This window comes from Parvibaculum indicum, from assembly GCF_011762095.1.
GTDB classification, from domain to species: Bacteria; Pseudomonadota; Alphaproteobacteria; order Parvibaculales; family Parvibaculaceae; genus Parvibaculum; species Parvibaculum indicum.
Genome location: NZ_JAASQO010000013.1, coordinates 68,314 through 92,673, shown reverse-complemented (window position 1 = coordinate 92,673; position 24,360 = coordinate 68,314). Strand labels below are relative to the sequence as shown.

Below are 24,360 nucleotides of genomic sequence, written 5' to 3'. Positions count from 1 at the left end.
CAGGGAGTTCTCATGGTCGACGCCGCCCTCATCCAGCAATGCGCCGATCCGGGCCTGAAGCCGGCGATCGTCGAAAAGTTCATCGCCGAGGCGGGCTCGACCGATCCGCTGGCGGTCAGTGTCCGATCCGGCACGCGCGTCGTGCTGGTGCCGCGGCCGGGCACCGCGGAGGAGGCCATGGCGCTCGTCCGCCAGCATGTCGGCAAGGCCGTCGTGCGCGTCGGCGTCACCCAATATCCGGCCGGGGTGGGCGTGTCCGACATCTCGGAGCTGAAGCCCGATTTGGTCGACGCCTGCGCCAATATCCGCATGGGCACGAAGCTCTTCGCCAAGGTCTACCGGATCGTCACCAAATGGTACGGCAACGCCGTCGACGAGGCCTTCGACGATGCGATCGACGCCTGGAAGACCGGTAGCTTCGAGGGAAAGGCTATCTTTAGCGAGCCCGATCCTGGCGAAGTGAAGCTCGCCGTGCCCACGCCTGCGGAAGAGGATCGGAAAGGGACAGCCGCGCGGGATCCGGCGGGGCCGGCTCGCCCCGAGCCTGAGGATCCCAACAGGGCCGGCATCCGCATCGATTTGTCCGGGATCGGCGGCAACCGGCCGAAGTCGCAGTGATAAATTGAAATGGCACCCGCCGCAGACTTCAAAGCTCAACGACCAACTATTCGACTGCGAATGTCGCACTATGATCAGCGACCCAAAGTACCTCGTCACCAAAGGCTACGACGAGATTACAGATGCGTACCTCAAAAGATTCAGGGGATCAGCTGTTAGTTTAAATGGGCTGACCGCCTCATAGGCAGCCTGCTAGCCCGCGGGAGGATCTCGGCTGCGGTCCAGAAATCCCCGTCGCGCGTGATCTCACTGCATTGGGCCATAGTGTCGTTGGTTTCGACGGATCGGCAGAACAAGTCGCGAGGCCTCGACTGAACGCTCGAACGGTGACGTTCCTTGAGGCGGATATGTGCGAACTGGCGCTTGAAGTCGGCTCTTTCGACGCTGTTGCGACCCTCGTGATGGTCCTGTCCAGGCTCTAGCGAAGCAGCCGTCGCTCAAACTAGTTTTTGCTCATCGCTTTCTGCGCGATTTACCGCTTTGCTCTAGCGATTGGGGCATCTCCGCTCTATAAGGGCGCCAGGGCAGTACGCGCTGCCCGGGGCCTTAGAGTCCGTCCCGGAACTCATGACGCTCGCGCGATGCGGCGGATAAGAACCATGGCGGCGGCTGCGTAGAGGAAGGCCGTCGCGGAGGCGATGGTGGCTTCGGCGTCCTTCCAGAGCCGTCTATTTCGATTGATCCAGGCGAAGAAGCGCTCGACGACCCACCGCCGGGGCTGAACGGCGAAGCCGATTTGATCGGGCTTGCGCCGGACGATCTCGACGGCGATGCGGGTGGCGGTCGCGACACGCGGGCCTTGGTAGCCAGCGTCCGCGAAGACCTTCTCGATGAAGGGGAACGGGCGGCGCGAGGCGGCCAGCAGCGGGCCCGCCCCATCGCGATCCTGCACGCTGGCGGGATGGGCGAAGAGGACGAGGCCACGCCCGTCGGTATCGACGAGGGCGTGGCGCTTGCGACCCATGATCTTCTTGCCGGCGTCGTAGCCACGGGGCCCACCGGCTTCGTTCGTTTTCACGCTCTGGCTGTCGATGATGCAGGCGCTGGGCGAGGCCGGCCGACCGCTGCGTTCGCGATCGATCATCAGCAGCGCATGGTTGAGAGCCTCGAACACGCCCCCGTCTCGCCAGGCCGCAAACCAGCGATAGGCCGTGCTCTTGGGCGGAAGGTCGCTCGGCAGAAGCCGCCAGGCGACGCCTCCGCGCATGACGTAAAAGATCGCGTTGACGATCTCGCGCAGCGGCCAGGAGAGCGGCCGGCCCGTCCGCTTCGGCGCCGGTAGCAACGGCGCAATCAGCCGCCACTCCGCATCCGTCAAATCCGTTTCATATCGAAGTCCCGCGCGACTATGCTGCCGGCGAGTGGCTGGGGTCCACATCGCTCGCTCCAAGATGGCCTGAACAACCCCTTGGAATCACGAGTGCCCCAGTCGCTCAACCCTTTCGGGACGGGCTCTTAGAAAGCCCTCGACTAGCGGTTGGCGTCGGCTGTTACGGCGCCAGGGTCCTCTGACCATCGTGGCCGGGGGCCTGTGACGTATGTCCAGGTGCTCCGGTGCTAAAGGTCATAGGGACCGTCTAGTCGCGGTTTTCTAACCCCCGGCTTGGGATCAGGGATTGACGTTTGCGGGGGCGCACCGCGGACTACCCTTGTAGAAGACGACAGATGGGAAACGACACTAATTGCGCTTCGCAGCCCGAGCACAAAGTGACGCTTAGGCCGGTCGTCGGCCTGACCGAGCATCTCCCCAAGACGGATCTTGAACAGATCACGATTCAGGCGATCAGGACTCACCGACTTCTCCGTGATACGGCCGAGGCCAAGTATAAGGAATGGCGGAAGGCGGGGCCCGTTACCAGTTGCGACAGCGTCGGTCCCGACCGCGTCGCCTATGTCTCCGCGATGATCGACATGCATGCGCAGCAGACCCTTCTTTCGACGCTGCTCGACGTTTTGGGCCACGTCCCGCTGGTGCCGGCGGACTGAGGGACGGCCGGGGTTAGATGAGCTTAAGCTTCGTGGCGAGGGCTGTTGCCTGCGCCAGGCTTACGGCATCGAGCGACTTGCGCGCGTTGTTCAGGTGAAAGTTTACCGTGGCGAACGACATGCCCTCGATCGAGGCGATATCCTTCATCGTCTTTCCCTCGGCCGACCATTTCAAGCAAAGAGCCTGCTTCGCCTTCAGGTCGATCTCAACGCTGGCTGTCGGTTCCACATCCTGCTGCTCCATCTTCGCATGAAGCTGGGCAACCGCCGTCACCGCCGCGATCTGATCAATATCGGTCTCGAGGCACAGGGACGGTTTGTGCGAGGCAAGCGTCAGCATTGACATATGCCCGAACGCCGTCCGGATGGGGATCGAAATCCCGGACCTGATTCCGAAGTCGCCGGCTTCCGAGTAGAAGCGGCGCAGCGGCTTCGACAGGGAGCGAGGCGCGCCGGCCGCCCAGGTGAAGGCCTTCATCTGCTGCTTTGCCATGGCGACGACAGGATCGATGCTCGCGTAGTCCCGCGTCAGATATCGGCCTTGCCACTCGGGATGATAATTGGAAACCGCGAAGAGGCGAACGGGCTGGACGTTCAGATAAGCATAGCAGTCGAAACCGAGGTCCTGTACCAGCTCCGCCAGCGCCTCCTTCAGCATCTGCTCTGTGCGCGCCAGGCCAGAGACGTCGGTCAGACGTTGGAACCAGGTTCTCAATTATCTTCCTCCCTATCGCGGTTGCTCCGTCCTATCCTTGCAACGATCAACGAACACTAGCCGCGATGACCTGCGACTCGGATCGGCGATTTCCTGAGGACCAAAGCCGCAAATCAGTAGCGCCTGGATCGCCATGGCTCAGGCGGTAATCAAAAAACGCTGGCCGAGGCGCTCAGGATGGGTGGCGAGATCAAGCAGCACCGTGGCGACGTTGGCGAAGGGCACCTTGGGTAGGCCCTGCACATGGTTGACCTCTTCCAGCCGCTTGACGGTCACGTGCGCGAGCGGCCTCGCCTCGTGCATCATGACCGGGTAAACCGCAGCCCAGTTCAGCCCGGAAGCGGGCAGCAGTTTCTCGGCCTGCTCCTTGTCGCGAAAGATCGAGGCCATCGCCGTCTTGTAGATAATCCGCGCCGGCAGCGAGGCCTTCCTAGCAGTATCTCCGACCCCGAAGGCCGACATCAGTACAAACCGGTCGATGCCCGCCTGCTTCACCGCCTTAAGGATCTGACCGAGATGCGTCCGCATCAGGTCGGTCTTCAACATGGTCGGTAAGCCGACCTTGGGGCCGATGCAGCAGACCACTGCATCCGCCCCTGCAAAGGCACGCGCCATTTCCTCGAGATCACTGAGCTGGCCGCTGACAGTTGTGAGGCCAGCCTGCTTGGGAACTGCCTCGACACGGCGGACATAGGCGATGACCTCATTCCCGGCGGCCAATGCCTGACGTACCAGATGCGTGCCGGTCTTCCCGTTGGCGCCCAGTATCGCGATCTTCATGTGTCTGTTTCCTGCTGTTGAAGCCGCGGGGAGCTTGGCTCCTTCGGCGAGCGATCGATGTTCACGCCGGTGACCGCTCTCAACGCCTGCATGCACAGGCGGACGGTTTCTGATCTGGGTATGGAAGGATGGATGAGAGCCTGCCGCGCAGCCTCGGTCACGAGGCCGAGCCAAGCGGCGATGGCGACGCGCGTCACGGGAATATCGTCCAGATCGAGGTGGTCCAGCACGCGACCGACCTGAACCGCTTGATTGCGGGCGACCAGATCACTGACCAGCGTGGCGGTAGTGGACCGGGGCACGTGTAAGTCGCGTATACGTCCGGTGCTGGAGGCGAAATGATCCAGATAAGCGCCGAGCGCGCGTTCAAGGTTCGCGCGCGGCGAAAGCCCATCGAGCGGCGCGGTCGCAGCCAGAAGCTTTTCCGCCTCGCGCTCCAGAACGGCGCTCAGCAGGGCATCTTTACCGGGGAAATAATGATAGACAAGTGCCCGCGCCACGTTGGCATCCTTGGCGATGGCCTGGATGGACACCGCCTCGTGATCCGCGCGGGCATAGTGCGACGTAGCCACCTGGAGGATCTGCTCACGTCGTTCGTCAGGATTAAGACGAACGCTGTCCTTACTGTTTGACATGAGTCCAATTTAGACCTTGTTGGACGCATGTCAAATATTCGAGGCCGCGCGCATGAATGCGCACCAAGCCGTGCTGGGACAGTTTCTGCAAGCTGGTCACGCCCTCGGTGACATCACGGCGTTGCGTGACCGGGAACGAGCGTCTTGTTCGCCGCGACGACGCGTTGGAGCGTGGCGCTGAAGCTCGGCACCGTCAGGTCAGCTGGAATGCGCACCGTCCCGTCCCGTGTAGTTTCGATACGGACCTGTCATAAGCGCGTCTCACGAGCGCCGCGCCAGCTCTCCGGCTTCGCAACAGGCAAAAGTGGACTGCGGCCGCAGCAGCGACGACCGCCGCTCCTCCCTTATATGACGGTTCGTCGATTCACCGTCCGCAATGCCCGCCATTGCGGCCGAAGTCCGGACACGCACGATCTCGAACTACCTTTGCCGCGATGGCTCGCATTTTATCGAGGCTACGCTCGGACGTTCGCTCTTAGTGATTAGAAATCCGTGTTCCCTTCGGTCGCTGTTACTTCAGGAACTGTCTGAACCGGCGAAGTGAGAAGTAAAAGAGCACGCAGCCTATGACGAACAGCGCGGCAAGCTGTGGCCACACGACATCGATACCCGCACCGCGGAACAGCACCGCCTGCGCAAGGATCACAAAATGCGTGTTCGGCGCCGCGAGCATGATTGTCTGAATGAGTTCCGGCATGCTCTCCCTTGGGGTGCTGCCGCCGGAAAGCATTTGCAGCGGGAGGAGCACCAGCATCAGCAGCAAGCCGAATTGCGGCATGGAGCCAGCGACCGTCGCGAGGAAAATGCCGAGCGAGGTCGTCGCGAACAATTGCAGGGCTGCACCTGTCAGAAAGAGCGCTATCGACCCCTGCACAGGAACGGATAGTACCCCCTGTACGATGAACGTCAGCGAGAACGCCGATGCGACAAGTACGACGAGGCCCATCGACCAGATCTTGCTGATCATGATTTCCGTCGGCGTGACGGGCATGACCAAGAGATGCTCGACCGTGCCGTGCTCCCGCTCGCGGATCAGCGCAGCACCAGTCAGAATGATGGAGAGCATTGTGACTGAGGAGATGACGCTGTTGATGGCGCCGAACCAGCTCTTGTTAAGTTCCTGGTTGAAGACAGCTCTCAGATTGAGGTCGATCGGAGGCCGCGCTGTGCCTCGATACCGATTGGCGAATTCGCTCACCTCGCTGCTAACGATCGATTGAACATAGCCGCCTCCGGTGAATGCTTGTGTCATTCGGGTCGCGTCAATATTGAGTTGAATCGCAGGCGAGCGACCGGCGAGGAGATCGCGCTGGAAGTTCGGGGGGATGTTCAAAGCGAAGGTGTCGAGGCCGGCATCCAGCCGGGCGTCCATCTCGTGTGCCGAGATGAGATGGGGCGGCAGGAAATACGGCGGGTAGAACGCCGTGAGGATCCTGGACGAGACCGGCGATTGATCCTCATCGACGATCGCGATCGGGGCGTTTCGGAGCGTCTCAGGCGCCGCTGTTGATGCCGTATAGATCGAGAAGGTGAAGGAATAGACTATCAAGACGAGCATCACCGGGTCGCGCAACAAGCCGCGCAGTTCTTTTATGCCGAGGTTTGCAAGGTTGTCGAAGTGCATGTCAGGCTGCCTGCTTCTTGAGGAGCGCGACCCCAAGTCCCAAGAGAACCGGAACGGCAATCAGCAACGGAATGAATGAGCTGGCGAGGTCGGAGAAGTCGAGCCCTTTCGAAAATGTTCCGCGCGAGATCGTCACGAAATAGGTCGCGGGATAGATCTTTCCGATGATCGCGCCTGCTCCTTGCAGAGATGACACTGGATCGATCATTCCGGAGAACTGCACCGCAGGCAGAAGAGTGAGCAGTGCAGTCGCGAATATGGCGGCGATCTGGCTGTTTATGAGTGTCGAGAGTACGAGACCCATGCCGGTGGAAATGATCACGTAAAGCAGTGCGGCCGCGGTCAGCGTCAAGAAGCTGCCCGTAAAGGGCACCTGAAATACAAAGATTGTGAGGGCCGCCAGCATCAGGAAATTGACAAAAGCGAGCCCGATATAGGGCATCTGTTTGCCAAGCAAGAATTCGAGCTTCGTCACGGGAGTAACGTGGAAATTGATGATCGAGCCGAGCTCCTTCTCACGAACGACGCTGAGGGCTGCAAGCATGGCGGGGATCATGAGGAGCAAAAGAGGAATTACGGCGGGAGCCATCGCCACGAGGCTCTGTACATCGGGATTGTAGCGATACCTGACCTCTAGCCTGAACTCGCTGAGGTTCGCAGATCGGCCGTAAAGCTCCCGTGCCTTTTGTGCGAGCCAGGTTGCATGCATCCCCTGAACATATCCCCGGACCGTTTCCGCACGCGATGGCATGGCGCCGTCGATCCAGGCCGCAATTTCAACGGACCGGCCGCGCGCAACGTCACGGCCGAAGCCCGGCGGGATTTCTATCGCGAGACTGATTTCCCCGTTGCGCATTCGGTTGTCGAGATCGGCATAGTCGGTGATGGGTGGGCGCTCGATGAAGTAGCGTGATCCGGAGATCTGCTGCACGTAGTCGCGGCTCGCTGTGGTGTCGTCGCGGTCGAGAACAGCAAAGGTCAGGTTTTCGACGTCCATGCTGACGCCGAAGCCAATGACAAACATCAAGATGATCGTGCCCAGGAACGCCAGCGTGGCGCGGATCGGGTCGCGCCGAAGCTCAAGGGCCTCTCGCTGGGTATAAGCAAACATCCGACGTAAATCGAAGACGCGGCGGACGGGTGAGGTATCAGAGGATTTCGGAGCCTCTGTCGCCTCACCCGCCGCCTGAGCCTGCCGGGGGGCGAACGAAGCAGGCTGTTCATGACTTTCCCCGATGGCGTCTTCCAGATAAGCAACGAACGCCTCTTCGAGGCTTTTCGCGGATCGTTTGGCGATGATTGCCTCGGGCGTATCGCTGACGAGGACCTTGCCGGCATGCATGAGCGAGATGCGGTCGCAGAGTTCGGCTTCATTCATGAAATGGGTTGAGACAAAGATCGTTACGCCGTCGTTCCGCGACAGTTCTGCGAGAATCTGCCAGAACCCGTCGCGTGCGACGGGGTCGACGCCCGATGTCGGCTCGTCGAGGATGAGGATGTCCGGGGAATGGATCATCGCGACGGCTAGCGACAATCGTTGCCGTATACCGAGTGGAAGTGCGTCCGGAAGCGCGTCGATCACATCGGGAAGGTCGAAGCGCCGAGCCATTTCGTCGACTCGTTCAGGTATCGTGTCGGACGACAGGCGAAACAGCTTGGCGTGCAACTCGAGATTCTGCCGGACCGTGAGCTCGTTATAGAGCGAGAAGGACTGGCTCATGAATCCGACACGGCGACGGACGTCGATGTCGCTCGTGTCTACCTCGCGGCCGAACAGGCGCGCTCGGCCCTCGCTGGCGGGTAGAAGCCCCGTCAGGACCTTCATCGTTGTCGTCTTGCCGCAACCGTTCGAGCCGAGGAAGCCGAATATCTCGCCGCGCGGAATTCGGAAGCTGACATTGTCCACGGCCGTGAAGTCGCCGAAGCGGACGCTGACATGCTCCGCCTCGATTGCAATCTCCAGATCTCCATCCGCTTCCCGCCGCGGAATGACAACCTCCCGGTGGTCCTTGCGTAACTCGTCGGGCAGCAAAGCGATGAAGGCTGCGTCGAGGTTCTGCGTGGACGTACGCGCGAGCAGCTCGCCGGGGGTTCCGGTTGCCAGGACCTTGCCGTCATTCATCGCAACCAGCCAATCGAAACGCGCTGCCTCCTCCATATACGCAGTGGCTACGATGACGCTCATGCCGGGGCGGTCGCGGCGGATGTCTTCGATCAGTTCCCAGAACTGCCGGCGGGAGAGCGGATCAACGCCAGTAGTCGGCTCATCGAGGATCAGGAGGTCAGGATCATGAATGAGAGAGCAGCAAAGACTGGTCTTCTGCTTCATCCCGCCTGAGAGCTTTCCAGCCGGGCGGTCGACAAACGGCGACATGCCCGTGCGGGCGGTGAGGTCGAGGATGCGGCGCTTTCGCTCATCCTTGGTGTGACCGAACAGCCGTCCGAAGAAGTCGATATTCTCGAACACCGAAAGTGTAGGATAGAGGTTCTTTCCCAGGCCCTGCGGCATGTAGGCGATACGTGCGTAGGCGGTTTGACGGTAGCTGGCGTCCGCAATATCCCCGCCCAGAACTTCGATCTTGCCGGTCTGGACAATGCGTGCCCCGGCGATCAGTGAAAGCAGACTCGATTTGCCGACGCCGTCGGGGCCGATGAGTCCCACCATCTGGCCAGCGGGGATATCGAGATCGACACCATCGAGCGCGAGGGTCTTACCATAGGAAAGACTGACGCCCTCGATATGAACGGCCCGTTCCACCCCATCGAGGGGGGTGTCGGTCGCCGTTTCCGTCATTGAACGGGCCTCGCAAGGTTCGCAGGCCAGTCGGCTTCCTTCGTTATCTTGACGTAGGCCATGCCGGGCAAGCCTGTCTTGACTTGCTGAACGTATTTCCTGAGAAGCTCTTCCGAAATCTTCGCTCTGATGCGGAACATCAGCTTCTCGCGCTCTTCCCTCGTTTCCACGGTCTTGGGCGTAAACTGCGCGACATCGGCGACGAAGCTCACACTGGCGGGAATGACATACTGCGGTGCCGCATCAAGCACGATGCGGACGTCGCTCCCAAGCGCGATCCGGCCCGCCTGGGTGGTCGGCAAGAAGAACGTCATGTAGACGTCGCCGACGTCAACGAGGTTGAGAACGCGTCCGCCGGCTGACAGCACTTCCCCCGGTTGAGCAACACGATATTGGATGCGTCCGGACCGCGATGCTCGCAAAGAGCTATCGTTGATATCGGACGCTATACTGGCGATTGCTGCGCGGGCGGCCTCGACCGCTGCTTCGGCATCCACGACCTGCGCTTTGGCGGCGCTGATCGCGGCTTGTGTTGCCGCGAGTTGGGCTCGTGCTGCCCCGACTGCGGCTTTCGCGCCTTGCTGGTTTGCCCGATCATCATCGAGCACTTGCTGGCTGGTGGCTTGGGTTTTTACCAACTGCTCGGAGCGGGCAAGTTTTCGGTCCGCTGCGTCGAGCTGCGCCTCACGTTGAGCGACGACGGCAACGGCGGCCTCGCTCTCCGCTTCCCGCTGCGCGACCAGGCTTTGCGCCGTACTAATGCTGATGGTCGCGCGCCGAAGATCGGCTTCGGCCTGCCGGCGCCTGCTTTCAAGCTGCTCGGTATCCATCACGGCAAGGACTTGCCCGACCTCGACGAAATCGCCTTCGTTGACCAGAATTTCCTTGATCCGTCCGGCGGTCCTCGTGGAGATATCGATCTCCACTGCCTCAATCCGACCGTTTCCAGCAACAATTCCTGCGGGTAAAGCCGCGGGGTCGAGCTTGCTCCAGGCGACGTATGCGCCCGCCGCGGCGACGATAACGAGGGCCGCCGCCCCCCATTTCTTGATTTTGTCGTTCATCGGAAGCGGCCCCGGTTGGCGATCGCAATCGCATCTGAAATTACCAGGATCTCCTTCCTAGTGTTTCGGCGTGTCGTCCATCCGCAGGGAGTCAAAAAGCTTCTGGCCGTCCTCCAAAGAGGTTGTAAGCGCTTTCCTCGTGAACTCAGCCTGACAGGAGAGGACCTCCGCTGGATTCCTGCACTTGGAAAGGCGAGCGATATGCTCTGCCTGCGCATTTAGAGATCGTGATGCTGTTTCGAGCCAGCCGCGAGACAACGTCATATACATCCGCAACGGAGCCCCGACGAACTGGCTAGCCAGTTCCGCAGCTGAATTAATTTGACTCTGCACTGAAGCGGCATCCTGCGCTCCTACGGCGGCTTCGGTCGGCGCAGCTTTCTCTGTCGGCATCGAAAAGACCTTTCCAAGTGACTGTCACGGCTGCGAACCCACGCAGCCCGAGTACATTTCGCGTTCGCGCGATAGCCGCATTGATCCATGTCAACGCTTGTTGACTAAGTCCGTGATACCGGAGATTGTGCAGCGCGGCAAACAATTTCGATGGCGCCCCAATGACAGATGAAGCAACCTCAAGACGATCGGCCAATGCCACGCGCCACCGCATCCTCGCCGCGGCGGCGATGCGCTTCTCGCAGCATTCCTACGACGACACGACGCTGCGCGACATCGCGGGCGATGTCGGCGTCGACGTCGCGCTCGTCCACCGCGCCTTCGGCTCGAAGGAAGAGCTGTTCAAGCAGGCGGTGCGAGCGACGCTCGACGGCGACTTCCACAAAGCGACCCAGGCGGAAGAGCCTGTCCTTGCGCTGGCCGCGCTTTTCGTACGCGCGAGATGCCTCCCCGCGACTGAGCGCATCGACCCACTCAATCTCTTCGTACGCTCTCTGAACAGCGTTCGCGCGAGCCCTATCCTTCGCGAGCTGGTGCAACACGACTTCATCGAGCCGTTAGCGTTGCAAAGCGAGCCGAACGGCGAATTGGGAGCGGCCATGGCCATGGGCTGTGTCGCAGGCATTGCATTGCTGCGCGACGTTCTCGGCGTCGCGAGCCTTCGCGATGCCAGCAGCCAAGACATGGAAAAAATGGTCGCCCGCTTGATTCAGGCCTGCCTCGAGCCGGCGGCGGCGCCCGACGATCACCAGACGCTGCCGAGCATGGCCGCCATGGCGGCCAGATCGCGTCCGAAAGGCCAGTCATGACACAACCGAGCCCGTCGCAGATAGTCCCCAATCCAGATTCCACACCGGCCAATTCGGAAGCGCTGGGCCTTGAGGCCTTCCGCTCGATCGACCGCATGCGCGAGGCGCTGAGCGCGCAGTTCACCGCCGGCCTCTCACCCCAGGCCCTGGCGCTCGCCTTCTTCGACTGGTCGATCCATCTCGCCGCGGCGCCGGGCAAGCGCGCCGAGCTCGCCTACAAGGCTGGCCGCAAGGCGGGCCGTCTGCTGGCGCATCTCGCCGCCACGGCGCCGGACGTCAATGCTCCGCCCTGCATTCAGCCTCTGCCGGGGGATTATCGCTTCAGCGACGAGAGCTGGCGTCAATTCCCCTTCAAAATCTGGTCCCAGGCCTTCCTGCTGAACCAGCAATGGTGGCACAACGTCACGCATGAGGTTCCAGGCGTGACGCCGCACCACGAGGACGTGGTGTCCTTCACGGCGCGTCAGCTGCTCGATATGGCGTCGCCCTCCAATAACCCGTTCACCAATCCCGAGATCCTCGCGAAGATGCAGGAGACCGGCGGCGCCAACCTTGTCCAGGGCTTCCAGAATTGGATCGAGGATACCGGCCGGCTGGTGACCGGGCAGCCTCCGGTCGGGACGGAGGACTTCGTCGTCGGCCGCGACGTCGCGGTCACGCCCGGCAAGGTGGTCTACCGCAACCATCTGATCGAGCTGATCCAGTATGCGCCCACGACCGAAACAGTCCGCCCCGAGCCGATCCTGATCGTGCCGGCCTGGATCATGAAATACTACATCCTCGACCTGTCGCCGCAGAACTCGCTGATCCGCCATCTCGTGGCGCAGGGACACACGGTATTCTGCATTTCCTGGCGCAACCCGACCGAGCAGGACCGGGAGCTCAGCCTCGACGACTACCGGCGCCTGGGGGTGATGGCGGCGCTGGAAGCAGTCGGAGCTATCGTGCCCGACCGGAAGATCCATGCGGCGGGCTATTGCCTGGGCGGGACACTGCTCTCGGTCGCAGCGGCGGCGATGGCGAAGGCCCGAGACGCTCGCCTTGCCTCGCTGACGCTGCTCGCGGCACAGACCGACTTCAGCGAACCGGGCGAGCTCGCACTCTTCATCGACCACAGCCAGTTGCACTATCTCGACAGTATGATGTGGAATCGCGGCTATCTGGCCGCCGACCAGATGGCCGGCGCCTTCCAGCTCCTGCGCTCCAACGACCTGATCTGGTCGCGCCTTGTGCACGATTACCTGATGGGCGAGCGCACGCCGATGATCGACCTGATGGCGTGGAACGCCGATTCCACCCGCATGCCCTACCGCATGCATGCGGAATATCTGCAGAAGCTCTATCTCGACAACGAGCTGGCCGTCGGCCGTCTGATGGTGGAGGGCCGCCCGGCCGCCCTGCAAAACATCCGCACGCCGCTCTTCGTGGTCGGCACGGAGCGTGATCATGTCGCGCCCTGGCGCTCCGTCTACAAGATCCACTACCTGACGGATGCCGACGTCACCTTCGTGTTGACGAGCGGCGGGCACAATGCCGGCATCGTGAGCGAGCCGGGCCATCCCCGCCGGCGCTTTCGCATCGCGACCAAGGCCCACGAAGACCCGATTCTCGGCCCGGACGAATGGGTCGAGAACGCGACGTCTCATGACGGATCGTGGTGGATAAGCTGGGTGGAGTGGCTCGCGGCGCAGTCCGCCGACGATCGCGTCTCGCCACCCGCCATGGGCAATGCCGAAAAGGGCCTCGTCCCGCTCGACGACGCCCCCGGCGCCTATGTCCTGCAACGCTGAGGATCCGATGGACCGGAGCATCCTCACGAACCGCACTTTCGACGAACTCGCGATCGGCGAGAGCGCCTCGCTGGTGCGCATCGTCGGGCGCGACGATATCGATCTCTTCGCCACCGTCTCCGGAGACGTGAACCCCGCTCATCTCGACGCTGCGTTCGCCGCGACCGATCTGTTCGGCCATATCGTCGCCCATGGCATGTGGACGGCAGCGCTCGTTTCGGCCGTGCTCGGCACGAGACTACCAGGTCCAGGCACGATTTATCTCGGCCAGGATCTGCGTTTCAGGAAACCCGTCGCGCCCGGCGATACCATCACCGTCACCGTCACGGTGCAGGAGAAGCGGCCGGAGAAGCGGATCGTCCTGCTGGACACACGCTGCGCCAACCAGCGCGGCGAGGAGGTGCTGAGCGGCACCGCCACAGTGATCGCGCCCGAGCACCCGATCTCCTGGCCGAGGACGGCCCTGCCGGAGGTCGCGATCCGGCGCAACGACCGCTACGAGGAATTCGTCAGGCAGGCGCGCGCGCTGCCGGCTCTGCGGACAGCGATCGTGCATCCCTGCTCGCCGGAGGCGATCCTCGCCGCCGTCGAGCTGCGCGACGAGGGGCTGCTGGAGCCGCTGCTGATCGGCCCCGAGGCGAAGATCCGCGCCGCTGCCGACGCCGCGCAGGTCTCACTCGACGGCCTTGCAATCGAGGCCGTCGCGCACAGCCACGCCGCCGCAGCGCGGGCCGTCGAGCTCGCTGTGGCCGGCAAGGTCGTGATGCTGATGAAGGGCAGTCTTCACAGCGACGAACTGCTCGCCGCCGTCGTGGCGGCCGGCTCCGGCCTGAGGACGGAGCGGCGCATCAGCCATGTCTACGCCGTGAGCGTGCCCGCCTATGCCAAGCCGCTGATCGTCACCGATGCCGCGATCAACATCCAGCCGACGCTCGAGCATAAGCGCGACATCTGCCAGAACGCGATCGACCTGCTGCATATCCTTGGCAACCCCGAGCCGCTCGTCGCGGTTCTCGCCGCAGTGGAAACGGTCAATGCCGAGATGCCCTCGACGCTCGACGCGGCCGCGCTGACCGTCATGGCCGCGCGCGGACAGATCACCGGTGCGCGCGTCGACGGGCCGCTCGCCTTCGACAATGCGATCAGCCCTGATGCGGCGCGGACGAAGGGCATCGTCTCTTCGGTCGCCGGACATGCCGACATCCTGCTTGTGCCCGATCTCGAGGCGGGCAACATGCTGGCGAAGCAGCTCATCTATTTCGCAGGCGCCGATGCCGCCGGGCTCGTGCTCGGGGCGCGCGTGCCGATCATCCTGACCAGCCGCTCGGATTCGCTGAAGACCCGCATCGCCTCGGCGGCGCTCGCCAAGCTGGTCGCCTCGCGGCGCGCCCCCGGGAACCTGCCCGCATGACCGACAGGCTGCTGCTCACCTTCAATGCGGGCTCCTCGACGGTGAAGATCGGCCTGTTCGCGCTGGAACCGGCCGGCGCGCGCCGCATCGGCAAGGGCATGATCGACTTCCGCCACGCGCCGCTGCGCTTCTCGCTGAGCGAAGGGCCGGACACCTTCGACATCGCTCTGGAGGCGGCGGAAGACGACGAATTGCACGCGGTGCTGGCAGAGGCCTTCCATCGCCTCTCCTGGCATTTCGACATGGACAGCGTGGCCGCCATCGGCCATCGCGTCGTGCATGGCGGCGACGGCTTTGCGGGACCTGTGCTGCTCGACGACAAAGCCATCGAGGCGATCGATGCGTTGACACCGCTCGCGCCGCTGCACCAGCCGCAGGGCCTGCGGCTGATCCGGGCGCTGGGGCACCTGCGTCCCGAATTGCCGCAGACCGCCTCCTTCGACACGGCCTTCCATCGCGGTCATGCAGATGTCGTGCGCCGCTTCGCGATCCCGCGCGCGCTGCACGACCAGGGCATCAAGCGCTACGGCTTCCACGGGCTGTCCTACAAGTTCATCGCGGCGGAGCTGGAGCGGCGCGAGCCCGGCCTTGGCACGGCCAAAGTCGTCGCCGCCCATCTCGGCAGCGGCGCCAGCCTGTGCGGGCTCGAAGGCGGCGCCAGCCGCGATACCAGCATGGGCTTCTCGGCGCTCGACGGAATTCCGATGGCGACGCGGTGCGGCGCGCTCGACGCCGGCGTGCTGCTGCACCTGATCGGCACGGAAGGCCGCACTGCGAAGGATGTCGAGGACCTGCTCTACCGCCGGTCGGGGCTGCTCGGCGTCTCCGGCATCAGCGCCGACAGCCGGGAGCTGCTGGAAAGCAATCGGCCGGAGGCGCAGCAGGCGCTCGACCTCTTCACCTTCCGCATCGCGGGCGAGGTCGCGCGACTGGCGACCACGCTGGGCGGGCTCGACGCTATCGTGTTCACCGCCGGCATCGGCGAGCATCAGCCGCGCATCCGCGCCGATGCGAGCGCCCATCTCGGGTGGCTCGGTCTGGAGCTCGACGAAGCTGCCAACACAGCCAGTGCCGCGCGGATCAGCAGCCCCTCCAGCCGCATCGCCGCCTTCGTGATCGCGACCGACGAGGAACGGGTGATCGCCGACGAAGCCCTGTCCATCCTCGCCGTCAGGACCTGACCTCATGCGTCCCATCATCGATCTTACCGGCAAGCGAGGCCTCGTCGTCGGCATCGCCAACGAGCACAGCATCGCGGCCGGCTGCGCCGCGGCCTTCCGGCAGGCAGGCGCGCAGCTCGCGGTGACCTATCTCAACGAGAAGGCCCTGCCCTTCGTGCAGCCGGTGGCCGAAGCGGTCGCGGCGCCGATCATCGTGCCCTGCGACGTGCGCGTCCCCGGCCAGCTCGAAGCCGTGTTCGAGCGCATCGAACGCGACTGGGGCCAGCTCGATTTCCTGCTGCATTCCATCGCCTTCGCGCCGCGCGAGGACCTGCAGACCAGCCTCGTCAATTGTTCAGCCGAAGGCTTCGCGCTGGCGATGGACGTCTCCTGCCATTCCTTCATCCGCATGGCCAAGCTCGCCGCTCCGCTGATGAAGGAGGGCGGCGCGCTGCTGACGGTGAGTTTCTACGGCGCCGACCGCGTGATCGAGAACTACAACCTGATGGGTCCGGTGAAGGCTGCGCTGGAATCGAGCGTGCGCTATCTCGCCGCCGATCTCGCCGCGCGGGGGATCCGCGCCAACACCATCTCGGCCGGCGCCATCAGGACCCGCGCCGCCTCCGGCATCGACCGATTCGACGAACTGCTCGACAAGGTGCGCCAGCGCACCCCGGCAAACCGGCTGGTCGGCGTCGAGGATGTCGGCCGCGTCGCCGCCTTCCTCGCTAGCGAGGCCGGAAGTTCTCTCACCGGCTCGGTCGTCTATGCCGATGGCGGCTTCCACACGGTCGCGTGACGGCGCGATCGAGAGTTCTGCTAGGGAGGTGGCAATGCTCGGTTGGTTCGCAAGGCTCTCGCTTGCTCTAGCGAGTTGGGTCACGGCGTTTTTTGTCGCCCGCGACGCCGTGAATTTCGGCGTCGTCAACGTCTTCGTCGCCATACTCCTCCTGGCGCTCGGTATCGGGTTTCTGGCCTTCTGGCCGATGATGCGCGACGCCTGCCAAACCTTCTACCGAAACCTGAGCCGAAGACCCTGAGCCGCCAAGACGAAGCTCAGCTTTCGCAGCAATCGACCTTCCGAAGGAGCCGTTCCATGACATTTCCCTCCGACACGACGCGCCCGAACTCCCTTGGCGAGGCTCTCGCCCGGGTCCGCTCCAACTGGACCTGGTTTGTCGCGCTGGGCGTCGTGCTGATCCTCAGCGGCTTCGTCGCCGCCGCGAACCTGCTCGCGGCGACAGTCGCGTCCATATTCGTGGTGGGCGTGGCGATGATCGCAGGGGGCGCGGCGAACGTCGTTCTGTCCCTCCGCGCCCGGACCTGGAGCCGGTTCTTCCTCTGGCTGGCCGCCAGCCTGCTGTACGTCGGCGCCGGCATTCTGATCTTTGTGAATCCGCTGCTCGCTTCGGTCATTTTCACCCTGACGACTGCGATAGCACTCGTGATCTCGGGCGCGCTGCGCGTCTGGGTCGGACTCTCCGTCCGGCCGAACAACGGCTGGGGCTGGATTGTCGCCTCAGGCGTTCTCGCGTTGATCGCCGGCCTGATCATTGCCACGGGCTGGCCGGTCAACAGCCTGTGGGTGATCGGCCTGTTCCTGTCGCTCGACCTGCTTCTGCACGGCTGGGCCTACGTGATTCTGGGCCTGCGCCTCAAGAGATAAAGAAGGCACGACGTACGAAGTAACGCCTGAAATACATATCATTTCCTCGATCTATCCTGAAACATATCAAATTTCGAAGGTTCTGCGTCGCATCTTCAAGAAATCAAAAGATATAAAGCAAATGGAAGGACATTCGAATGGTCGTTCAGCGGAAATGTGGAGCAGGCCTCAACGCTAAGACGCTCGCCGCCATGGACGCGTGGTGGCGCGCAGCGAACTTCCTGTCGGTCGGCCAGATCTATCTGCTCGACAACCCGCTTCTGCGCCGGCCGCTGAAGATCGAGGACGTGAAGCCGCGCCTGCTCGGCCATTGGGGCACGACGCCTGGGCTCAACTTCATCTACCTCCACCTGAACCGCGTGATCCGCGAGCGCGACGTCGACGTGCTCTATGTCGCCGGCCCCGGCCACGGCGCGCCGGGCGTCGTGGCGAGCACCTATCTCGACGGAACCTACAGCGAACTCTACCCCGAGATCTCCCGCGACGAGGACGGCGTGCGGAAGCTGTTCCGTCAGTTCTCCTTCCCCGGCGGCATCCCGAGCCACGCCGCGCCCGAGACGCCGGGCTCGATCCACGAGGGGGGCGAGCTCGGCTATTCGCTCGCCCACGCCTTCGGGGCTGTGCTCGACAATCCGGACCTGATCGCGGCCTGCGTGGTCGGCGACGGCGAGGCGGAGACCGGCCCGCTCGCAGCCTCTTGGCACTCGAACAAGCTCCTGAACCCCGCGACCGACGGCGCGGTACTACCGATCTTGCACCTCAACGGCTATAAAATCGCGAACCCCACCATCCTCGCCCGTATCAATCCGGAGGAGTCGCGCGCGCTGTTCTTAGGCTACGGCTATGAGCCGATCTTTGTGGAGGGCGACGAGCCCGACCCGATGCACGAGGCGATGGCGGCGGCACTCGACGAGGCCTTCGACCGGATCCGGGCGATCCAGGACAAGGCGCGCGGCGGAGCCCTCAAGGGGCGGCCGCGCTGGCCGATGATCGTCTTCCGCAGCCCAAAGGGCTGGACCGGGCCGAAGACCGTCGACGGCCTGAAGACCGAAGGCTTCTGGCGCTCCCATCAGGTACCTTTCAGCGACATGGCGAAGGCCGGGCATCTGCAGCTGCTCGAAGACTGGCTGCGCAGCTACCGGCCGGAGGAGCTGTTCGACGAGGCCGGCGCGCTCCGGCTCGAGATCGCCGCGCTAGCCCCATCAGGCAAAAAGCGCATGAGCGCAAACCCGCACGCCAATGGCGGCGCGCTCAAGAAGCCGCTGAGAATGCCCGACTTCACGACCCTCGCCGTCGTAGTGGAGAGGCCCGGGGGCTCCACAGCCGAGGCGACGCGGGTGATGGGCGCCTTCCTGCGCGACGTGATGAAAGCCAACCAGGCGAGCCGCAACTTCCGCGTCTTCGGCCCCGACGAGACCGCCTCGAACCGGCTGCAGGCGCTGTTCGAGGTCACGGACCGAGCCTGGAACGCCGAGACGATCCCGGAAGACGACCATCTGGCCCTGGACGGCCGCGTCATGGAGATCCTGAGCGAGCATCTCTGCCAGGGCTGGCTCGAAGGCTATCTCCTGACCGGCCGTCACGGCCTGTTCTCCTGTTACGAGGCTTTCATCCACATTGTCGATTCCATGTTCAACCAGCATGCGAAATGGCTGAAGATGGCCAAGGAGGTGCCTTGGCGGCGGCCGATCGCCTCGCTGAACTACCTGCTGACCTCCCATGTCTGGCAGCAGGACCATAACGGCTTCAGCCATCAGGACCCCGGCTTCATCGACCATGTCGTCAACAAGAAGGCCGATATCGTGCGGGTCTACCTGCCACCCGACGCCAACACCCTGCTCCACGTCACCGATCACTGCCTGCGGAGCTGGGACCGGATCAACGTCATCGTCGCCGGCAAGGCGCCGTCGCCGCAATGGCTCGACATGGATGCCGCCATCAAGCACTGCACGCAAGGCATCGGCATCTGGGAATGGGCCAGCAATGATCGCGGCGAAGAACCCGACGTCGTGATGGCCTGCGCGGGCGACGTGCCGACCCTGGAGACGCTCGCCGCCGTCACCTTGCTGCGCGAGCATGTCCCGGAGCTGAAGGTGCGCGTCGTCAACGTCGTCGACCTGATGACGCTGCAGCCGAAATCGCAGCATCCCCATGGCTTGACCGACCCGGATTTCGACGCGCTGTTCACCACCGACAAGCCCGTGATCTTCGCCTATCACGGCTATCCCTGGCTGATCCACCGGCTCGCCTACAAGCGCACCAACCACGCCAACATGCACGTCCGCGGTTACGAGGAGGAGGGCTCGACGACGACGACCTTCGACATGGTCGTGCGCAACCGTCTCGACCGCTTCCATCTCGTTGCCGACGTCATCGACCGGGTCTCTAAACTCGGGGCGAGCGCCGTCTATGCCAAGCAGGCGATCCGCGACAAGCTGATCGAGCACGGGCGCTATATCCGCGAGCACGGCGTCGACATGCCGGAGGTGCGCGACTGGCGCTGGCCTGGAACCGCGTGAGGGCCCGGTGGCGCATCGCTCCTCAGCACCTGATCGAGATCAAGGTCTGCTCCACATGAGTTGCGATGCTAGGCACCACTCTTCCGGAAGCAGGAGGAGCCACGCGGGCAGACCTCAACGCGCCTGGACGATAACAAGGGCTGTCGATCCCGGCGAAATCGGCCATTCCGGGAAAAGGACGCAACATGCCGTCTGACGAGCATAGGCACCCCGCGCATGACCATGGCGGCGGCGGGCATCACGGCGCTGCTGATGCGGCCGTCGCCTCCACCGGCAAAGATGCTCACGCAAATTCGCACCATCACCATGCCGGCCCCCCTGGCGATCACGACGGCGCGCACGCCCATCATCATGCGGCGGCCATAGCGGAATCCGCTCCCGAGGGCACGATCTGGACCTGCCCGATGCACCCCAAGATCCGGCGCGACGGACCCGGAAGCTGCCCGATCTGCGGCATGGCGCTGGAGCCGCTGGTGGCGAACACCGATGCCGGCCCGAGCCCCGAACTCGCCGACATGACGCGCCGCTTCCGGATCGGCCTGGCGCTGACCGTACCGGTCTTCGCGCTGGAGATGGGCTCCCACCTCGTTCCGTTGCTGCATCATCTCGTGCCGCCGGCGGTCTCGACCTGGGTCCAGTTCGCGCTGGCGACGCCGGTCGTGCTGTGGGCGGGCTGGCCGTTCTTCGAGCGGGCCTTCGCCTCGCTCACCAACCGCAGCCTCAACATGTTCACGCTGATCGCCATGGGCACGGGCGTCGCCTGGATCTACAGCGTCGTCGCCACGCTGGCGCCCGGCATCTTCCCCGGCGCGTTTCGCGCTGCCGACGGTTCGGTCGCGGTCTATTTCGAGGCGGCGGCGGTCATCACCGTTCTGGTGCTGCTTGGACAGGTGCTGGAACTGCGCGCCCGCGAGCAGACCTCCGGCGCGATCCGGGCGCTGCTCGATCTCGCGCCGAAGACCGCGCGGCGCCTCACCGACGTAGACGCGGAAGAAGACGTGCCGGTCGAGGCAGTGGCGATCGGCGACAGGCTGCGGGTGCGGCCGGGCGAGACGGTGCCGGTGGACGGGCTGGTCGAGGACGGCCGCTCCTCGCTCGACGAATCCATGGTCACCGGCGAGTCCATGCCCGTCACCCGCACGGCCGGCGACCGCGTCGTCGGCGGCACGCTGAACCAGACTGGCGCACTGGTCATCCGTGCGGAGAAGATCGGTCGCGACACCATGCTCGCCCGCATCGTCCAGATGGTCTCCGAGGCTCAGCGTTCGCGCGCCCCGATTCAGCGCATGGCCGACCAGGTCTCGGGATGGTTCGTGCCGGTTGTGATGCTCGTCGCGCTCCTCGCCTTCGTCGGCTGGGCGCTCTGGGGTCCGGAGCCGCGTTTCGCCTATGGCCTCGTTGCCGCGGTCTCGGTGCTGATCATCGCCTGCCCCTGCGCGCTCGGTCTCGCAACGCCGATGTCGATCATGGTCGGCGTCGGCAAGGGCGCTGCCCTCGGCGTGCTCATCAAGAACGCCGAAGCGCTTGAGCGCATGGAGAAGGTCGACACGCTCGTCGTCGACAAGACCGGCACGCTGACCGAAGGCAAGCCCGCCGTCACCGGGATCGTCGCTGCGAAAGGCTTCGCGGAGGATGATATCCTGCGGCTCGCCGCCGGGGTCGAGACGGCCTCGGAGCATCCGCTGGCGCTCGCCATCGTGACCGCCGCCGAAAGGCGGGGCTTCGCCGTCCCGCCCGTCTCGGATTTTGATTCCCCGACCGGCAAGGGCGCGCTCGGCACGGTCGACGGCCGGCGGATCGTGCTCGGCAACGCCGCCTTCCTGCAGGAGAACGGCATCGACACCGCGGCGCTGTCGGGCCAGGCCGATGCGCTCCGCCATGACGGTGCCACTGCGATCTATATAGGTGTCGACGACAGGGCCGGCGGCATCTTCGCCATCGCCGATCCGATCAAGGCGACGACGGCCGAGGCGCTGAAGGCGCTTCATGCCGACGGCATCCGCATCGTTATGCTGACAGGCGACAACCGCACCACAGCAGAGGCAGTGGCCCGCCGCCTCGGTATCGACGAGGTCGAGGCCGATGTCTTGCCCGACCAGAAGAGCGCGGTCGTCGCCCGGCTCAAATCCCAAGCCCGCGTGGTCGCGATGGCCGGAGATGGCGTAAACGACGCTCCCGCGCTCGCGGCCGCCGATGTCGGTATCGCCATGGGCTCAGGGACGGACGTCGCCATCGAAAGCGCCGGGGTGACTTTGCTCAGGGGCGATCTCATGGGCATCGTTAAGGCGCGGCGCCTGTCCGAGGCGACGATGCACAATATCCGCCAGAATTTGGTCTTCGCCTTCATCTACAACGCCGCCGGTGTGCCGGTCGCGGCGGGCGTGCTCTATCCCGTTTTCGGAGTGCTGCTCTCGCCGATCATCGCCGCGGCCGCGATGGCGCTTTCATCGGTCAGCGTTATCGGCAATGCGCTTAGGCTTAGGGGATCCAACTGAGCCGCTTGGTGACCAAATCCGTCTGAGTTCGCCGCATCGCAATGAAGGCCTTAATCAGACGCCTCAAAGACGCCGGGGACGGTCGTCAGTATCATCTATTATCACCGGTGCTTTTCCCTAAGATGCTTCTCCGCACCGCCGCCGTCGACTTTGAGAATGCGCCTCGAAGATGACCCGCTCGATTTCCTCGATGCGCGTTGGCATACGCTCGACCGGGCAGAGAATCTCGACAAGCTGTTGCGAGAGGTAGCGCGCTCGCAAATAGGCCTCTGATGAGCAATTCACCGGGACATCGAGAGACGCCATCGTGAGCACTGGCGCCGAGCACAGCGTTCATTTTTCAATCTCGGGGCGCGATCGATGGTGACCAACCGCCTCAAGCCCGCCGAGCGCAAAACCGTAGAGATGCTCCACTAGATCCTCGGTCGGCATCCCGCGTATTTCGTCCGCGACGGGAGAGACGTTTCGCCCGACGACCAGCAGCATCGCGCAAGGGGCTATGACGCTGGCAAGGCAGCGCAGTAAGGCTGGATCGCCGGACGGGATTGCCGTGATGTCTTCGATGATATTGAGAATGGACGCCAGCTTAGGCGGTACCTCGCTCTCGATCAGCGCCCGAAGATTGGAGGTAGGTGACAGAAACTCGCGGCTAAGAACCCGTGCGTGCCAGCTGTGCTCGGAGGTAGCGTTTTCCACTAGCATTTGGATAAGCGCTTTCAGCCGTTCTCGCGCCGACAAGTCGGTCGAGGCCAGTTGCTGCAGGCTCTCGACGCTCACGAGCCGTCGATGAGCCTCCACCAGCACGGCCTGATAGAGGCCGTTGCGGCTGCCGAAGTGATAGTTGATCGAGGCAAGATCCACTCCGGCTTTCGCCGCGATCATCTTGTTTGTCGTTTCTGCAAAACCCGTCGATGCAAACAGTTCGCCAGCCATATCCAGGATGCGGCTATGAGTTACCCCCCCATCGGTGCGTTGCGTGCGAACTGTCTTCTTCATGGCATCCACTCGTTGCAAAACTCATCCTTCGGCCCGGCGGCCATCGCGATAGCTACCGCCTCCCCGAAATGATTTGCGCTGTTCCGCTGAACGGAGCCGACAGGATGCGGCCTGTCGCATCGAGCAGAAAGACGCCGGCCTGCCTGACCTCGCCCACCCTGCTGCCCTGCTCCGCGGTCGAATACCGGGCGGCCAAGGTCACGAAGCGGTCGTGGTTGAAGCCATCGCTGGCAGGCAGCGAGGCGATATCGATGATCTGCATACCGTTGAGGAGCGGAATCTTCTGTATCTCCGGATCGTCCACCCTTGCCGAACCGAGACGGGGGTTACCCCCGGCGATTCGGCTCGACACGGCTAGAGCGCGATCGTTGGGCGAGACGAGCACCGTCAAAGGGGGTGACAATCGCCCGACGACGGCAGACTGCGCACGGAAAACGTCCACATCGATATCGGGGGAGGCAAGCCCCACCCGAAGCCCTGCGATGACATCATTCCGGCCCTGGAGCCTCAACTGGCGCAGCGCTTCCATGACGAGCCATGCGCCCATGCTGTGGCCTATGACAGTGACGCGGCCCTTTGGCCGGGAACGACTGAGCATCGTAAGAAGCTGAACCAGGTCGTCACGAGCGTAGGTCGCCGAATCCCGATCGGCGACGTAGCCTCTGAAGTCGGCCTGCGAGGGCCAGGAGAATAGGACGGGCACAGCCTGAGCGCCCGCCTCTGCCCTCAGCTGCGCAAGCCGGAACACCGCTTCCTGATAGCTGTAATTGTGAATGAACGAACACGACGACGTCGTCGCTCTCGGCTTTCCGCATTCGATTGACGCTCGCCTCGAATGTTTTCCGGTCAAGCTCCTGCCGCCCGACAGTCATGAAGTCTTTTGAAGGATCGCCTTCGCGGGAAAG

Annotated in this window: 22 protein-coding genes and 1 pseudogene; 13 read left to right on the top strand and 10 right to left on the bottom strand. The window is 63.5% G+C overall.

The annotated features are described in order from the left end of the window. Positions 1–12 precede the first annotated feature (12 nt). Both FHS78_RS15680 and FHS78_RS19790 read left to right on the top strand, forming a co-directional pair. Complete coding sequence (locus FHS78_RS15680; protein WP_167095313.1) at positions 13–618, top strand: TraH family protein; 606 nt, start codon at positions 13–15, stop codon at positions 616–618. 218 nt (positions 619–836) lie between these two features. Further along, a pseudogene (locus FHS78_RS19790) lies at positions 837–1,040 on the top strand (methyltransferase domain-containing protein); the annotation flags it as partial. A gap of 143 nt (positions 1,041–1,183) precedes the next feature. Here the strand turns inward: FHS78_RS19790 and FHS78_RS15670 are convergent. Then, the gene (locus tag FHS78_RS15670; RefSeq protein ID WP_047170150.1) at positions 1,184–1,996 is read right to left on the bottom strand and encodes an IS5 family transposase; all 813 of its coding nucleotides are present in this window, start codon (positions 1,994–1,996) and stop codon (positions 1,184–1,186) included. Positions 1,997–2,283: 287 nt separating this feature from the next. On the opposite strand from FHS78_RS15670, the gene FHS78_RS15665 reads away from it, so the two are divergent. Continuing rightward, on the top strand, positions 2,284–2,604 hold the full coding sequence (locus FHS78_RS15665) for a transcriptional repressor TraM (RefSeq protein WP_167095312.1): 321 nt from the start codon (positions 2,284–2,286) through the stop codon (positions 2,602–2,604). 13 nt (positions 2,605–2,617) lie between these two features. Here FHS78_RS15665 and traR read toward each other — a convergent pair whose 3' ends face one another. The 7 genes from traR to FHS78_RS19785 all read right to left on the bottom strand — a co-directional run bounded on the left by traR (position 2,618) and on the right by FHS78_RS19785 (position 10,609). Further along, a complete protein-coding gene (traR, locus tag FHS78_RS15660; protein ID WP_246220538.1) occupies positions 2,618–3,319 on the bottom strand; it encodes an autoinducer-binding transcriptional regulator TraR in 702 nt (233 codons plus the stop codon). A gap of 138 nt (positions 3,320–3,457) precedes the next feature. After that, positions 3,458–4,099: an NAD(P)-dependent oxidoreductase gene (locus FHS78_RS15655; protein WP_167095311.1), complete on the bottom strand. Its 642-nt coding sequence runs from the start codon at positions 4,097–4,099 to the stop codon at positions 3,458–3,460. Beyond that, entirely contained in the window at positions 4,096–4,734 is a 639-nt protein-coding gene (locus tag FHS78_RS15650) for a TetR/AcrR family transcriptional regulator (protein ID WP_167095310.1), read from the bottom strand. The genes FHS78_RS15655 and FHS78_RS15650 overlap by 4 nt, the downstream gene beginning before the upstream one ends. Before the next feature lie 511 nt (positions 4,735–5,245). Beyond that, entirely contained in the window at positions 5,246–6,358 is a 1,113-nt protein-coding gene (locus FHS78_RS15645; protein WP_167095309.1) for an ABC transporter permease, read from the bottom strand. 1 nt (position 6,359) lies between these two features. Then, positions 6,360–9,152 carry a ribosome-associated ATPase/putative transporter RbbA gene (rbbA, locus tag FHS78_RS15640; RefSeq protein ID WP_167095308.1) on the bottom strand — a complete coding sequence of 931 codons (2,793 nt, stop codon included), beginning with the start codon at positions 9,150–9,152 and terminating at the stop codon, positions 6,360–6,362. Continuing rightward, positions 9,149–10,216: an HlyD family secretion protein gene (locus FHS78_RS15635; RefSeq protein WP_167095307.1), complete on the bottom strand. Its 1,068-nt coding sequence runs from the start codon at positions 10,214–10,216 to the stop codon at positions 9,149–9,151. Before FHS78_RS15635 ends, rbbA begins: the two co-directional genes overlap by 4 nt. A 57-nt stretch (positions 10,217–10,273) precedes the next feature. Further along, entirely contained in the window at positions 10,274–10,609 is a 336-nt protein-coding gene (locus FHS78_RS19785; RefSeq protein ID WP_167095306.1) for a phasin family protein, read from the bottom strand. 161 nt (positions 10,610–10,770) lie between these two features. On the opposite strand from FHS78_RS19785, the gene FHS78_RS15625 reads away from it, so the two are divergent. The 10 genes from FHS78_RS15625 (at position 10,771) to FHS78_RS15580 (ending at position 22,459) form a co-directional block, all read left to right on the top strand. Next, positions 10,771–11,418: a TetR/AcrR family transcriptional regulator gene (locus FHS78_RS15625; RefSeq protein WP_167095305.1), complete on the top strand. Its 648-nt coding sequence runs from the start codon at positions 10,771–10,773 to the stop codon at positions 11,416–11,418. Next, a complete protein-coding gene (locus tag FHS78_RS15620; RefSeq protein ID WP_167095304.1) occupies positions 11,415–13,208 on the top strand; it encodes a PHA/PHB synthase family protein in 1,794 nt (597 codons plus the stop codon). Before FHS78_RS15625 ends, FHS78_RS15620 begins: the two co-directional genes overlap by 4 nt. Then, positions 13,192–14,619, top strand: coding sequence for a bifunctional enoyl-CoA hydratase/phosphate acetyltransferase (locus FHS78_RS15615; protein WP_425500306.1), 1,428 nt, complete (start codon positions 13,192–13,194; stop codon positions 14,617–14,619). Before FHS78_RS15620 ends, FHS78_RS15615 begins: the two co-directional genes overlap by 17 nt. Next, positions 14,616–15,800, top strand: coding sequence for an acetate/propionate family kinase (locus tag FHS78_RS15610; RefSeq protein WP_167095303.1), 1,185 nt, complete (start codon positions 14,616–14,618; stop codon positions 15,798–15,800). Before FHS78_RS15615 ends, FHS78_RS15610 begins: the two co-directional genes overlap by 4 nt. A 4-nt stretch (positions 15,801–15,804) precedes the next feature. Then, complete coding sequence (gene fabI / locus FHS78_RS15605) at positions 15,805–16,578, top strand: enoyl-ACP reductase FabI (RefSeq protein ID WP_167095302.1); 774 nt, start codon at positions 15,805–15,807, stop codon at positions 16,576–16,578. A gap of 34 nt (positions 16,579–16,612) precedes the next feature. Continuing rightward, positions 16,613–16,819, top strand: a complete 207-nt coding sequence (locus tag FHS78_RS15600) for a hypothetical protein (RefSeq protein ID WP_167095301.1) — start codon at positions 16,613–16,615, stop codon at positions 16,817–16,819. Between the two features lie 56 nt (positions 16,820–16,875). Further along, positions 16,876–17,445: an HdeD family acid-resistance protein gene (locus FHS78_RS15595; RefSeq protein WP_167095300.1), complete on the top strand. Its 570-nt coding sequence runs from the start codon at positions 16,876–16,878 to the stop codon at positions 17,443–17,445. 137 nt (positions 17,446–17,582) lie between these two features. Further along, positions 17,583–19,964: a phosphoketolase family protein gene (locus tag FHS78_RS15590; protein ID WP_167095299.1), complete on the top strand. Its 2,382-nt coding sequence runs from the start codon at positions 17,583–17,585 to the stop codon at positions 19,962–19,964. 216 nt (positions 19,965–20,180) lie between these two features. Further along, positions 20,181–20,330: a hypothetical protein gene (locus FHS78_RS19695; protein WP_167095298.1), complete on the top strand. Its 150-nt coding sequence runs from the start codon at positions 20,181–20,183 to the stop codon at positions 20,328–20,330. A 38-nt stretch (positions 20,331–20,368) separates the two neighbouring features. Further along, positions 20,369–22,459, top strand: a complete 2,091-nt coding sequence (locus tag FHS78_RS15580) for a heavy metal translocating P-type ATPase (RefSeq protein ID WP_167095297.1) — start codon at positions 20,369–20,371, stop codon at positions 22,457–22,459. 333 nt (positions 22,460–22,792) lie between these two features. On the opposite strand, the gene FHS78_RS19615 is transcribed toward FHS78_RS15580, so the two are convergent. Then, positions 22,793–23,455: a TetR/AcrR family transcriptional regulator gene (locus tag FHS78_RS19615; RefSeq protein WP_167095296.1), complete on the bottom strand. Its 663-nt coding sequence runs from the start codon at positions 23,453–23,455 to the stop codon at positions 22,793–22,795. A 52-nt stretch (positions 23,456–23,507) separates the two neighbouring features. Then, positions 23,508–24,305 carry an alpha/beta hydrolase gene (locus FHS78_RS15570; RefSeq protein ID WP_167095295.1) on the bottom strand — a complete coding sequence of 266 codons (798 nt, stop codon included), beginning with the start codon at positions 24,303–24,305 and terminating at the stop codon, positions 23,508–23,510. Positions 24,306–24,360: the final 55 nt, after the last annotated feature.